We start from the raw sequence: 13,412 nt of genomic DNA, 5'->3' as shown, positions 1-13,412 counted from the left end.
AGCGCCTTGATCGAAATCAGTTTAATGAGCATCCGTGGTGATCTACGCCCCTGAGTGCCGATTGGATCACCGAACCCTTATGGCAAGGTAAACACGCCGGGAGACAGAATGTTCCCCGACGCACGCAGATTTTTTGGCGAAGCCAATGGAAGGAGGGTTTATACCTAATATGGAGCAGCGCCCGAATTGGTCAAGCGGTGTCGAGAAAAATGCTAAATTGCCTGCCCTGTCAGCAGTTTAGGGTTGTTGGCGACATTGGTTCCCGCAGCCTCCGCGATGAAATAGTTTTTCAGCTTCGGCAGGCGGTCCACCAGACCGAGGCCAAAATCACGGGCGATGCGCAGCGGCATCACGTCGTTGGAGAACAGCCGGTTCAGCACATCAGTGGTCACGCCCATGCGGAAGGTGTCAAACCGCCGCCAGGTCTGGTAGCGCTCCAGCACATGAATGGTGCCGATGTCGAGGCCCAGACGATCCGCCTCGACGATGGTTTCCGCGAGGGCGGCCACATCCTTGAAGCCGAGGTTAAGCCCCTGGCCCGAGATCGGGTGAATGCCGTGGGCGGCATCGCCTGCCAGCGCCAGCCTCGGTGCCACAAAGGCGCGTGCTAAGGTGAGGCCGAGCGGAAAGGCGCGACGGTCGCTTGACGCGCGAATGGCACCCAGCTTGTGACCAAAGCGGCGCTCCAGCTCGGTGTCAAACACCAGATCATCCGAGGCCACCAGCCGATCCGCATCTTCTGTGCGCTCTGTCCATACCAGCGACGAGCGATTGCCGGTCAGTGGCAAAATGGCAAAAGGGCCTGCGGGCAGAAAATGTTCTTCTGCCACCCCTTCATGCGGGCGCTCATGCTCAACCGTGGTGACAATGCCCGACTGCCCATAGGCCCAGGTAACGGTTTTGATGCCCGCCATATCGCGAATGCGTGAGCGCACACCATCACAGGCCACAACCAGTCGCGCGCTCAATGTCGTGCCATTGGAAAGGGTGATGTCGGCCTGATGGCCGCTGTTGGAAAAACCGGTGGCCCGCACGTCATTGTGGATCGGAATGCCTGCTTTTTCCGCCGCCTTCAGCAAGGCACCGACCATGGCGACATTGGGTACCATATGGGCAAAGGGCTCGCCGTCCTCTACGGTGCCGTCAAAGGTCAGAAATACTGGCCGCACCGGGTCATTGGCTTTCGAATCGGTGATGATCATTTTGTTGATGGGTTGCGATTGCGGGGCAATCTCATCCCACACCCCAAACACCGACAGCATTTTTGTGGCGGCCGAAATGATGGCGGAGGCGCGGGGATCACGCTTCCACTGGTCTTGCGGGGCAGCCTCGATCACCTGAATATCAAGGTGCGGTGCTGCCAGCTTGACCGCGAGCGCTGCTGAGAGGCCAACATAGCCGCCGCCAACCACAATCATATCCGCCATCGCTCAATTCCTTGCACATTGTCTTGCTTCTGATCATCTATATAGATCACTTCAATGCATCTTCCTACCACCGGGGCTTTTCCAAAATGACGCAGTCAGAACTTTCCACCACGCCTATGGAGCAATTGCTTGAGACGCTTGATCTCGAAGTGCTGGAGGTCAATCTGTTTCGCGGCACAAGCCCGCAGGTGGGCTGGCAGCGGGTGTTTGGTGGGCAGGTCATTGCGCAGGCACTGGTGGCAGCGCAGCGCTGCGTGGAGGCCAATCGTCATATTCACTCCCTGCATGCTTATTTCATGCGGCCCGGCGATCCGGCGGTGCCGATTGTCTATGAGGTGGAGCGCATTCGCGATGGGGCAAGCTTTGCCACGCGCCGGGTTGTGGCCATCCAGCACGGCAAAGCCATTTTCTCCATGTCGGCATCTTTTCAATATGACGAGGAGGGGCTTGATCATCAGGTCGATATGCCCACCGTTGTGCCGCCGGAAAAGCTGATGGCGGAGGCCGATTTTCGGCAGATGTTTCTGGCGCAAGCGCCGGAATCGGTCAAAAAATACTGGGGACGGGAGCGCCCTGTGGAATTTCGCCCCACATCCTTCACGCATTATATGTCGAGCGAAAAACTCGAGCCCACCTCGGATATCTGGGTGCGGCTGACCGGCCCTGTGCCGAACGATCGTGGTTTGCAGGCCGCCGTGCTGGCCTATCTTTCCGATATGACGCTTCTGGATGTTTCGCTCTATGCTCATGGCATGTCGATTTTCGATCGGCGCATTCAGGCGGCGAGCCTTGATCACGCCATGTGGTTTCACCGCCCCTCACAGCTGGATGACTGGATGCTCTACAGCCAGGACAGTCCCAGCACCTCCGGCGGGCGCGGCATGAGCCGTGGCTCACTTTATACGCGATCTGGCCAGTTGATTGCCTCGGTTGCCCAGGAAGGTTTGATTCGCAAAAGAGCAGATGATTAATTTTTATGCATTTTTGTGCAATTGCACAAAAAATGCAGGAATATTGCCCAATCATTTGCCGCTTTCTTAATCTTCTCCGTGATCATCTTTACTTTTCAATAGGTTATTGTGCCATTTCAAACTGGCACGATGTTTGAATGTAAGATGACAGTCGCTGCTGGCAGACGCTGGCCAGCGGCAAGGAGATCGGTGTCAAGCCGAGGATAAACCAGAGGATGGGAAGCCAGATGAAGATTGTGATGGCCATTATCAAGCCGTTCAAGCTGGACGAAGTGCGTGAGGCACTGACAGCCGTCGGTATACAGGGCCTGACCGTAACCGAAGTGAAGGGCTACGGGCGTCAGAAGGGGCATACTGAGATCTATCGCGGGACAGAATATGCTGTCAGCTTTTTGCCAAAGCTGAAAATTGAAGTCGCTGTGTCATCCGACATTGCTGAAAAGGCTGTTGAGGCAATCGCATCGGCTGCCAAGACCGGCCAGATCGGCGATGGCAAGATTTTTGTCTACTCGATTGATCAGGCTGTGCGTATCCGTACCGGCGAAACAGACACCGAAGCCTTGTAAGATCGGCCGTCAAGGGGAGTTCATTTCTATGTCATTTTCCAAATTTACATCCCGGGCCGCCAGCCTTGGTGCTGCATCGGCAGCGCTGTTGGCACCGGTCGTAGCTTTTGCGCAGGATGCGGCACCTGCTGCTGCAACAGCCGCTGCTGCTGCCGCACCTGATAAGGGCGATACAGCGTTCATGTTCATCTCCACGCTGTTGGTGTTGTTCATGGTGGTTCCAGGTCTCGGCCTGTTCTACGGCGGTCTGGTGCGCGCCAAGAACATGCTGTCCGTGCTGATGCAGTGCACCGTCATTGCCTGCATGGTCATGATCATCTGGGTTATCTACGGCTATTCCTTTGCGTTTGGCGGCAGCGAAAGTCCTTTCTTCGGCGGCTTTGCCAAGATGTTCCTTTCGGGCGTTACGCCTGCATCCACGGCTGCGACCTTTACCAAGGGCGTCGTTATCCCTGAATACATCTTCATGCTGTTCCAGATGACCTTTGCGGCGATTACGCCAGCCCTGATCATTGGTGCCTTTGCCGAGCGCATCAAGTTCTCGGCCGTGATTCTGTTTACATTCCTCTGGGTCAGCGTCGTGTACTTCCCGATTGCGCACATGGTTTGGGACAGCAATGGCTATCTCTTCAAATTGGGCGCACTTGACTTTGCAGGCGGCACGGTTGTTCACATCAACGCCGGTGTTGCTGGCCTGGTCGGTGCCATTCTCGTTGGCAAGCGCACCGGCTACGGCAAGGACATGATGGCTCCGCACTCCATGACCATGACCTATATCGGCGCTGCCATGCTGTGGTTCGGCTGGTTCGGCTTCAATGCCGGCTCCAACCTCGAAGCCTCTGGCGGTGCGATGATTGCGACCGTCAACACCTTTGTGGCAACGGCTGCTGCAACCCTGTCGTGGTGCGTGGTTGAATCGTTTACCCGCGGCAAGGCATCCATGCTGGGTGCCGCATCGGGCATGGTTGCCGGTCTGGTGGCTGTCACGCCTGCGGCTGGTATCGTTGGCCCCATGGGCGCGATTGTTCTGGGCGTTATCGTGTCGCCGCTGTGCTACTTCTTCGTATCGGTTGTGAAGAACAAGTTCGGCTACGACGATACGGCTGACGTGTTTGGCGTACATGGCGTTGGCGGTATGTTTGGTGCGATTGCCACCGGTATTTTCGCAAGCGCATCGCTCGGTGGTGTCGGCTATGCGGAAGGTGTTACCATGGGCCATCAGGTCATGGTTCAGATTCAGGCTGTGGTCATCACCATCGCATGGACCGGCATCGTTTCCTTCATTCTCTACAAGATTGTGGACATGATTGTGGGTCTGCGCGTGCCTGTGGAAGCTGAGCGTGAAGGTCTCGACCTCGCTTCTCATGGCGAAGCTGCTTACCACAACTAAGAGATTTCAGGGCCGCGCCCGCGCGTCGCGACCCTTATGATCATCTTCAATCGTCTTGAAAGCCCGGTTTGCGCCGGGCTTTTTGTTGTTTTCGGGCGCTTTTGGCCACGAATTCTCCATGGTTAAAGGAGCATTAACTTCGCATCGGCTACGGTGTGCCGTTAGAAGACCGGATCGTATCTGACTGATTCGTCCGGTTTGCCCCTTTGTCTCAATTGTACTGGCAGGCGAACAGGTATGAGCAGAACCACGCTGGCAGCATTGGAAGAGAGAACGCCCCGATCCGTCGTGGTCGGTTTTCTCATCAGGCAGTTTATGGTGCTGATTGGGTTTGGCGTGTTTCTGGGTCTGGTCGCTGCCGTTGCGGCACTTTCCACCTGGAATATCGACGATCCCAGCTTTTCCTATGCCACAGATCGCGCACCCACCAATATTCTTGGCTATCCCGGTGCGGTGTTTGCCGATCTTTCCATGCAGTTTTTTGGCCTGGCCTCGGTCGCCGCCTTGCTGCCTGTGTTGGCTTGGGCGCTGTCGTTGATTTCCGGTCGCAAAATCACACGTCTGCCGCGCCGCCTTGCTGCCTGGGGTGCTGGTGCCGTTGTGGGGGCTGCGGTGTTTGGCTGTTTTCCGCCGCCTGCCACATGGCCAATTCCCAATGGTATCGGTGGTGTCATTGGCGATATGATTTTGCGCTTTCCTGCGCTGTTTGTCGGGGCCTATCCCACCGGCACATTTGCAATGGCGATTGGCTGTATACTGGCTGGCCCGATGCTGTGGTTCATGCTGTTTGCAGCGGGCATCGTTGGCAATTCGGAGGATGACGATGCCGAGGATGATATTCTCGCGGCGCGTGCCAAATCGGCGCGGACATCCGTGGCCAAGGCCCGCAAGGATGAGGATGAGATTGAGGAAGACGATGACCGCGTTGGACCTTTTGCCCTGATTGCTGGCAGTGTTGCCCACGCCTGGTATACCGGCAATGCCCGCATTCGCCGTTTGGCGGGTCTCAAGCCCAAAGGCCGTGAGACGGCGGATTTTGAACAGCCTTATGACTTTAACGACGACGAATTGGCAGGCCACGGCAATGAGCCGCTTATGGGTGGGCTTCGTGCCGAGCCTTCGTTTACGCCCGCCAATGTACGCCGCAAGATTGCAGCGCCACCTGTGAGCTTCGACGATGAGCAGGATCAGCCACCTTTTGACCTGAAGGGAAGAGGCCGCGCATCGGATGACATTCTGTTTGATGATGACGACGAGGATCTCGCCCCGCAACCTTCGGGGCGTCGCGGTCCGGCACGCTCCGAGCGGCCGCGTGTTGTGCCTGCGGCCCCGGTTGGTCCGCGCAACAATCGTGGCTTCCAGCTACCATCCGTGCAATTGTTGATCGAACCACCGCGTGGCGTCACCAAGGATGTCACTCTGTCTGCTGACCAATTGGAGCAAAATGCCCGTCTGCTGGAAGGTGTTTTGGAAGACTTTGGCGTCAAGGGCGAGATTATCGAAGTGCGTCCCGGCCCGGTCGTCACCCTCTATGAGCTGGAGCCAGCGCCGGGCATCAAATCCTCGCGCGTGATTGGTCTGGCCGATGATATTGCCCGCTCCATGAGCGCCATTGCCGCGCGTGTGGCTGTTGTGCCGGGCCGCAATGCCATTGGCATTGAGCTGCCAAATCGCACGCGCGAAACAGTCTATTTGCGCGAAATGATCAGCAGTCGCGATTTTGATGGCTCCAAGGCCAAGCTGCCGATGGCGCTGGGCAAAACCATTGGCGGTGAGCCGGTGATTGCCGATCTGGCCAAGATGCCGCATTTGCTGGTGGCGGGTACCACGGGTTCGGGCAAATCGGTGGCGATCAACACCATGATCCTGTCGCTGGTCTATCGTCTGCCGCCGGAAAAATGCCGTCTGATCATGATTGATCCGAAAATGCTGGAATTGTCGATCTATGATGGCATTCCGCATCTGCTCTCGCCTGTCGTGACCGATCCGAAAAAGGCGGTGGTTGCCTTGAAATGGACCGTGCGCGAGATGGAAGAGCGCTACAAGAAAATGTCCAAGATCGGCGTGCGCAATATTGACGGCTTTAACAGCCGCGTTGAACAGGCGATTGAAAAGGGTGAGGTGCTGACCCGCACCGTGCAGACTGGCTTTGATCGTCAAACCGGCGAAGCCATGTATGAGACCGAAAAATTCGATCTTCAGCCCATGCCTTACATCGTGGTGATTATCGACGAAATGGCCGACCTGATGATGGTGGCGGGCAAGGATATTGAAGGGGCCGTGCAGCGCTTGGCGCAAATGGCGCGTGCGGCGGGCATCCACGTGATCATGGCAACGCAGCGCCCATCGGTGGATGTGATCACCGGTACCATCAAGGCCAATTTCCCGACCCGTATCTCGTTTCAGGTCACGTCCAAGATCGACAGCCGCACCATTTTGGGTGAGCAGGGGGCAGAACAGCTTCTGGGCATGGGTGATATGCTTTACATGGCTGGTGGCGGGCGCATTCAGCGTGTGCACGGCCCATTTGTGTCGGATAACGAGGTGGAAGACATTGTCGCCTACCTCAAAACCCAGGGTGCGCCGGATTATCTCGATGCTGTCACCATTGACGATGAGGATGAAGAGGGCGGCGGCCCGGCTGGCACCGGCAATCTGGCCGCATCCGATGATCCTTACGATCAGGCGGTGGCTGTGGTGCTGCGCGATGGCAAGGCCTCGACCTCTTACGTTCAGCGCAGACTGGGCATTGGCTATAACCGCGCCGCTTCGTTGATTGAGCGCATGGAGCAAGAAGGCATCATCGGCCCGGCCAATCATGCCGGCAAGCGCGAAATTCTGGTGCCGACCGAAGCCGACATCATTGAAAGATAATAATCGGACCATAGATCGTGACATATACGCTGTTAAAGCCAAGCGATCACGATGGTGTGTGCGTCATTATGATGCCGTGTTGATACATCACTGTTGCGGTGATGAAGGAGAATAGAATGCGTGAAAAACAAGCCGCTGCGGCTGGCTCTTCCTGTTTCAACCGCCGTGGCTTTCTGGGCCTTTCGGCTGCTGTTGCCGCCACTTTGGCATCTGGTTCGCCTGTGTTTGCCCAAGCCAACAGCAGCACAGCGCAAAAGATTGCCGATCACTTTGCCTCGGTGAAAACCATGATGGGCGAATTTGTGCAATTTGGTCCGCGTGGCGATCAGACGGCTGGAAAATTCTATCTGGAGCGTCCCGGCAAACTGCGGTTCAATTACGAGCAGCCGTCTCCCATGCGGGTGATTTCCGATGGCCGCAATGTGGCAATCGGCAATATGAAAATGAAGACATGGGATGTTTATCCTCTGTCGAAGACGCCTCTAAGCCTGTTGCTGTCCGATCGCATTGATCTCGGCCATCAAATGGTGCGGCAGGTGAAGGAAGAGCAGGATCTGACCACCATCGTGCTGGGTGACAAGTCGATTTTTGGCGACCAGACAATCACGCTGATGTTTGACCCCAAAACCTTTGAGTTGCGTCAGTGGACGGTGACCGACGCGCAAGGAAAAGACACGTCGGTGATGATTTTCAACGTGCAGCAGGGCGTGAATTTCGACGATAAGGTGTTTCAGGTTCCCTATGACGAGATCAACAAGCGCGGCGGTTAAGCTGTTGATCACTGCTTGATGTGGAAAAGGCGCGGGCTTGGTAAGCTTTGCGCCTTTTTGCTGTTCAAGGCTGCCCCCATTGCCTAAACCGAACTATCAGCTTTGCAGTATGCGCGCGCAAAAGGATTGTTTTGGCCATGGCTTTTTCCCTCTCCACCTGGAACATCAACTCGGTGCGGCTGCGCATGCCGATTGTCGAGCAGTTCGTGACGGCTTACCAGCCGGATATTCTGTGCTTGCAGGAAATCAAATGCCAGAACCACGAATTCCCGATGGAAGCGGTGCAGGCGCTTGGCTATCCCTATGTGCTGGTGCACGGCCAAAAGGGCTATCACGGCGTCGCAATTGCTTCAAAACTGCCGCTGATTGAAGATTACCGGCAGGATTATTGCGGTGTGGGCGATAGTCGCCATATCTCGGCGCTGTTTGAAGTGGGTGGTCGGCGCATTCGCGTACATAATTTCTACGTGCCCGCCGGTGGTGATGAGCCAAACCGCGAAATCAACCCGAAATTCGGCCATAAGCTCGATTTTGTCGAGGAAATGAAATTGCTTTCGGCAACCGCCGAGCCTGAGACCTCCGCCATTCTGGTGGGCGATCTCAACATTGCCCCGCTTGAGCATGATGTGTGGTCGCATAAGGCGCTGTTGAAAATCGTTAGCCACACGCCGGTGGAAACCGAAGGCCTGCTGGAGGTGATCCAGAAAGGCGGCTGGGTGGACCTGATGCGCGAACTGGTCGATCCATCGCAAAAACTCTATACATGGTGGAGCTACCGCGCCAAGGATTGGGATGCGGCCGACAAGGGGCGGCGGCTCGACCATATCTGGTCATCACCAGACCTGCGGCCTGCGTTGAAGAGCATTGATGTTTTGCGCGAAGCCCGCGGCTGGGAAAAACCATCCGACCATGTGCCGGTGACCGTACATTTCGATTTTTAACGGAACCGCTCTTCCATGCCTTTTGCACCGCTGGCCAGAGCCATCAGGTTCTGGCGAATGCGGTCTTGCATGATGCCTGCCAGCCTTGGGTATTCTTCCAGCAGGCGGTGAAACAACTGGCGAGGAATGCGCATCACCTCGGTGTCATCAAGGGCAACAGCAGTATATTTGCGCTCCACCATGGTTGCCATGGCTAGCTCAGACAGCATGGTGCCGGGGCCAACCGTTGTGACAACTTTCGGCTGGCCATCACGGCCAACAACGGAGAGTTCAAACTGGCCTCGCACCACCACATAGGCGCATTCGGCCGGGGAGCGTTCTCGAAACAGGATCTGGCCCGGCCCCACGGTGCGATGCTCGGCTCCAAAGGCAATCAGCCGCAGCTCGTCTTGCTCCAGCCCGTGAAAGAGGGGCAAAACGGACAGCAATTGCATGTCATCGCTGAGCGCCATGGGAAATGCTCCGAGTTGGAGTTTGCCAGCAAAAGCCTGCTTTTCCTGACAAACAAAAACAAAACAATCGAGAGCATGGCCAGATGCTCTATGGGATGATTTTATAGCCGCCGTTTTCTGTTACCAGAATTTCAGCATTGGATGGGTCCCGTTCTATCTTCTGGCGCAGACGATAGACATGGGTTTCCAGCGTGTGAGTGGTCACACCGGAGTTGTATCCCCAGACTTCTTCAAGCAGCACATCGCGGGTGACCACTTTTTGGCCGGCGCGGTAGAGATAGCGAATAATGGCCGCTTCTTTTTCGGTCAGGCGGATTTTCTTGCCGTCCTCAGTGGTCAGCAGCTTCTGGCTGGGCTTGAACACGTAAGGCCCAACGGTGAACGTGGCGTCTTCGCTCTGCTCATGCTGGCGCAGCTGTGCACGAATACGGGCCAGGAGCACGGCGAATTTGAACGGCTTGGTGACATAGTCATTGGCACCGGCTTCCAGACCCAAAATGGTGTCGGAATCGGTGTCATGGCCGGTGAGCATGATCACTGGGGCCTTGAAGCCGCCCTTGCGCAGCAGTTTGACCGCCTCGCGACCATCCATGTCCGGCAGGCCGACATCCATGATCATCAGGTCCACCTGACCATTGCGGGCTGTTTGCACACCCTTGGTCGCGTTGGATTCCTGCTGAATGGAGAATTCCTCATAGAGAGAAAGCTGTTCTACCAGCGTTTCGCGCAGATCGTCGTCGTCATCGACCAGAAGGATCGTCCGGGCAGCCATTCCACTATTCTCCGTGCATCTTGCAAGACAGTCGCCTTGCAGCTTACTGCATAATTTCTTAAATCGGAATCGATTTAAGGCGAAAATTATGCAGCAGATTAAAAGTGTTACAGCGCCTTACCTAATCACTCCGCAGGACAATAAAAGTCCCACTTTAAGCAAAAACGCGTGAACACAATGATCAATGCACCCATCAAAGCCAAAAGAGGCATCACGCGCATCGTTGTTCGCCGCAAACCGGGGCATAAAACCCGCGCCATTGTGCAGGCTGGTCCCTTGCGTTTCCAGGCCGCGATTGGCCGCAGTGGCGTGACCAGCCTAAAACGCGAGGGTGATGGAGCCACACCCCGCGCCACCATGGGCCTGCTGAGCGGCTTTTTTCGGGCCGATAAGCTGGGCGCGCTGAAGACACGCCTGCCAATGGTGTCGATCCGCGAAAACATGCTGTGGTGCGATGCTCCAAAGCATCCCGCCTATAATCGGTTGGTCAAGGCCCCGTTTAAGCCCAGCCATGAGAGCATGACCCGCAAAGACCGGCTCTATGATGTCTGTCTGGTGATGGATTGGAACATCACATCAAGGCGGCGCGGTTGTGGCTCGGCGATTTTTTTCCACATTGCCAAGCCGGATTATAGCCCCACCGAAGGCTGTATTGCCATCAGTCCGGCGGATATGCGCCGCTTGTTGCCCTCTCTGTCGCGCGCCACCACGGTCACGGTGCTGTAATCACGTTCTGTGTCGTTTGGATTGGTAAACGCCGGATTGAGCCCTATCTATAGGGTTCGCATTGTTCTGATGCGGCGTGTTGCGCTTCGGTTGCGGACTTCTGCCCGCTTCTATGCCGCGCAACCGTTTGAGAGATTTTCAAACCGGAGATTTTAACGTGGCACATCAACCCCATATCACGTTTCACGACGGCAATCGCATTCCGCAGGTTGGCCTTGGCGTTTGGCAGACCCCCAACAATGAAGCCACAACGGCGGTGAAAGCGGCGCTGGATGCTGGCTATCGCCACGTCGATACGGCGGCGATCTATGACAATGAAGAGGGTGTCGGCAAGGGCCTGCAAGCGTCCGGTGTGGCTCGATCGGATATTTTCCTCACCACCAAGCTGTGGAACTCGGAACAGGGCTATGATTCAACTCTAAAAGCCTTCGATGCCAGCCTGAAGCGCCTTGGCACCGATTATGTCGACCTCTATCTCATTCATTGGCCAGCGCCGAAAAAGGGCTTGTTTGTTGATACATGGAAGGCCTTTATCAAGCTGAAGGAAGAGGGTCGTGTGCGCTCGATTGGCGTGTCAAACTTCTATCCTGCGCATATCGAACAGATTGTTGCCGAGACCGGCGTGACGCCCGTGATCAATCAGATCGAGCTGCACCCGGATTTTCAGCAAAAGGAAGCGCGCGCTTTCCACGACAAGCACAAGATCATCACCCAGTCGTGGAGCCCATTGGGGCAGGGTAAGCTGCTGGATCATGCCGTGATTGGCAAAATTGCCGCAAAGCATGGCCGCACGGCTGCACAGGTGATCATTCGCTGGCATATCGACAGTGGTTTGGTGGTGATCCCGAAATCCGTCACCCCATCGCGCATTGAAGAGAATTTCAAAGTGTTCGATTTCACGCTGGATCAGGACGATATGGCAGAAATTGCCAAGCTGGACAGCGCTGGTGCGCGCATCGGTCCCGATCCAATGACGGCTGATTTTTGATTTCACGTGAATCATTGGTTAAGAAATGAATAAGGCGGCCCGAGAGCCGCCTTTTCTATGCGTCTATGGAGGACAGCCTTACTTCCAGCTGCGGATGTCCACAAAGTGGCCAGCAACAGCAGCGGCAGCGGCCATGGCAGGCGATACCAGATGGGTACGGCCCTTGAAGCCCTGACGGCCTTCAAAGTTGCGGTTCGAGGTGGATGCGCAACGCTCTTCCGGCTTCAGGCGGTCGTCGTTCATGGCAAGGCACATGGAACAGCCGGGTTCGCGCCATTCGCAGCCAGCTTCGATGAAGATCTTGTCCAGACCCTCAGCTTCGGCCTGTTCCTTGACCAGACCGGAGCCGGGAACAACCATGGCCGACACGGTGGAAGCCACCTTCTTGTCTTTCAGCACGGCGGCGGCAGCGCGCAGGTCTTCAATGCGGCCATTGGTGCAGGAGCCGATGAACACGCGATCGATCTTGATGTCGGTGATCTTGGTGCCGGGCTTCAGGCCCATGTAGTCCAATGCGCGCCATTTGGAGGTGCGCTTGGTTTCATCAGCGATGTCATCAGGGTTTGGCACAACGCCTTCTACCGAGATCACGTCTTCTGGCGAAGAACCCCAAGACACGATGGGCGGCAGGTTGGCAGCATCCAGCACCACGGTGCGGTCGAAATGCGCGCCTTCGTCGGTGTGCAGGGTCTTCCAGTAAGCCATTGCTGCTTCCAGCTGCTCACCCTTTGGTGCGCGTGGCTTGCCCTTGATGTACTCAAAGGTCTTCTCATCAGGCGCAATCAGGCCTGCGCGCGCGCCGCCTTCAATCGTCATGTTGCACACCGTCATGCGGCCTTCCATGGACAGCGCCTGAATGGCTTCGCCAGCAAATTCAATCACGTGGCCGGTGCCGCCTGCTGTGCCGATTTCGCCGATGATGGCAAGGATGATGTCCTTGGCGGTAACACCTTCCGGCAGCTTGCCATCCACACGCACCAGCATGTTCTTGGCCTTCTTCTGGATCAGCGTTTGCGTTGCCAGAACGTGTTCCACTTCAGACGTGCCAATGCCGTGGGCGAGAGCGCCAAACGCACCATGGGTGGAGGTGTGGCTGTCGCCGCAGACAATGGTCATGCCGGGCAGGGTAAAGCCCTGCTCAGGACCAACGATATGGACGATGCCCTGACGCTTGTCTTTTTCCGAATAATATTCAACGCCGAAATCGGCAGCATTCTTGGCGAGAGCCTCAACCTGAATGCGGCTTTCTTCGTTCTTGATGCCTTCTGCGCGGTCCGGCGTGGTTGGGACGTTATGGTCCACCACGGCCAGCGTGCGAGCAGGCGAATGCACCTTGCGGCCCGCCATGCGCAGACCTTCAAAGGCTTGCGGGCTCGTCACCTCATGCACGAGGTGGCGATCGATGTAGAGAAGACAGGTGCCGTCTTCCTGACGATCGACCAGATGGTCATCAAAAATCTTGTCGTAGAGGGTGCGAGGTGCGCTCATGGGGTTTCATCCATCGATGGTTTTTAAAAAGGGATTTCTGTCATTGG

12 protein-coding genes are annotated in these 13,412 nt (G+C 56.2%); 8 read left to right on the top strand and 4 right to left on the bottom strand.

From position 1 onward, the window contains the following. Nucleotides 1-212: 212 nt before the first annotated feature. Nucleotides 213-1,427, bottom strand: a complete 1,215-nt coding sequence (locus tag E6C51_RS10640) for a ubiquinone biosynthesis hydroxylase (protein ID WP_190235922.1) — start codon at nucleotides 1,425-1,427, stop codon at nucleotides 213-215. 86 nt (nucleotides 1,428-1,513) lie between these two features. Here E6C51_RS10640 and tesB point away from each other — a divergent pair, with 86 nt between their 5' ends. The 6 genes from tesB (at nucleotide 1,514) to E6C51_RS10610 (ending at nucleotide 8,939) form a co-directional block, all read left to right on the top strand. After that, on the top strand, nucleotides 1,514-2,398 hold the full coding sequence (gene tesB, locus E6C51_RS10635; RefSeq protein ID WP_190235921.1) for an acyl-CoA thioesterase II: 885 nt from the start codon (nucleotides 1,514-1,516) through the stop codon (nucleotides 2,396-2,398). Between the two features lie 215 nt (nucleotides 2,399-2,613). After that, nucleotides 2,614-2,964: a P-II family nitrogen regulator gene (locus E6C51_RS10630; protein WP_186827746.1), complete on the top strand. Its 351-nt coding sequence runs from the start codon at nucleotides 2,614-2,616 to the stop codon at nucleotides 2,962-2,964. A 28-nt stretch (nucleotides 2,965-2,992) separates the two neighbouring features. Continuing rightward, a complete protein-coding gene (locus E6C51_RS10625; RefSeq protein WP_146934268.1) occupies nucleotides 2,993-4,354 on the top strand; it encodes an ammonium transporter in 1,362 nt (453 codons plus the stop codon). A 237-nt stretch (nucleotides 4,355-4,591) separates the two neighbouring features. After that, nucleotides 4,592-7,228 (top strand): FtsK/SpoIIIE family DNA translocase, encoded by a 2,637-nt coding sequence (locus E6C51_RS10620; RefSeq protein ID WP_190235920.1) that lies wholly within the window; start codon nucleotides 4,592-4,594, stop codon nucleotides 7,226-7,228. A 101-nt stretch (nucleotides 7,229-7,329) separates the two neighbouring features. Next, a complete protein-coding gene (locus E6C51_RS10615) occupies nucleotides 7,330-7,998 on the top strand; it encodes an outer membrane lipoprotein carrier protein LolA (protein ID WP_146934274.1) in 669 nt (222 codons plus the stop codon). A gap of 137 nt (nucleotides 7,999-8,135) precedes the next feature. Next, entirely contained in the window at nucleotides 8,136-8,939 is an 804-nt protein-coding gene (locus E6C51_RS10610; RefSeq protein WP_190235919.1) for an exodeoxyribonuclease III, read from the top strand. On the opposite strand, the gene E6C51_RS10605 is transcribed toward E6C51_RS10610, so the two are convergent. Together E6C51_RS10605 and E6C51_RS10600 are read right to left on the bottom strand one after the other, a co-directional pair. Further along, nucleotides 8,936-9,391 carry a cyclic nucleotide-binding domain-containing protein gene (locus E6C51_RS10605; RefSeq protein WP_190235918.1) on the bottom strand — a complete coding sequence of 152 codons (456 nt, stop codon included), beginning with the start codon at nucleotides 9,389-9,391 and terminating at the stop codon, nucleotides 8,936-8,938. The genes E6C51_RS10610 and E6C51_RS10605 overlap by 4 nt on opposite strands. A gap of 88 nt (nucleotides 9,392-9,479) precedes the next feature. Continuing rightward, entirely contained in the window at nucleotides 9,480-10,163 is a 684-nt protein-coding gene (locus tag E6C51_RS10600) for a response regulator transcription factor (RefSeq protein WP_146934284.1), read from the bottom strand. Nucleotides 10,164-10,340: 177 nt separating this feature from the next. Between E6C51_RS10600 and E6C51_RS10595 the strand changes: the two genes are divergently transcribed. Next, nucleotides 10,341-10,889: a L,D-transpeptidase family protein gene (locus E6C51_RS10595; protein WP_190236031.1), complete on the top strand. Its 549-nt coding sequence runs from the start codon at nucleotides 10,341-10,343 to the stop codon at nucleotides 10,887-10,889. Between the two features lie 157 nt (nucleotides 10,890-11,046). Then, nucleotides 11,047-11,877, top strand: coding sequence for an aldo/keto reductase (locus tag E6C51_RS10590; protein ID WP_190235917.1), 831 nt, complete (start codon nucleotides 11,047-11,049; stop codon nucleotides 11,875-11,877). A gap of 78 nt (nucleotides 11,878-11,955) precedes the next feature. Here E6C51_RS10590 and leuC read toward each other — a convergent pair whose 3' ends face one another. Beyond that, nucleotides 11,956-13,365 (bottom strand): 3-isopropylmalate dehydratase large subunit, encoded by a 1,410-nt coding sequence (leuC, locus tag E6C51_RS10585; protein WP_190235916.1) that lies wholly within the window; start codon nucleotides 13,363-13,365, stop codon nucleotides 11,956-11,958. Between the last annotated feature and the right edge of the window lie 47 nt (nucleotides 13,366-13,412).

The sequence above is a fragment of the Gillisella terrae genome, from assembly GCF_004801395.1.
In the GTDB taxonomy this organism is placed as follows: domain Bacteria; phylum Pseudomonadota; class Alphaproteobacteria; order Rhizobiales; family Rhizobiaceae; genus Allorhizobium; species Allorhizobium terrae.
This window is presented reverse-complemented; position numbering and strand designations above follow the sequence as displayed.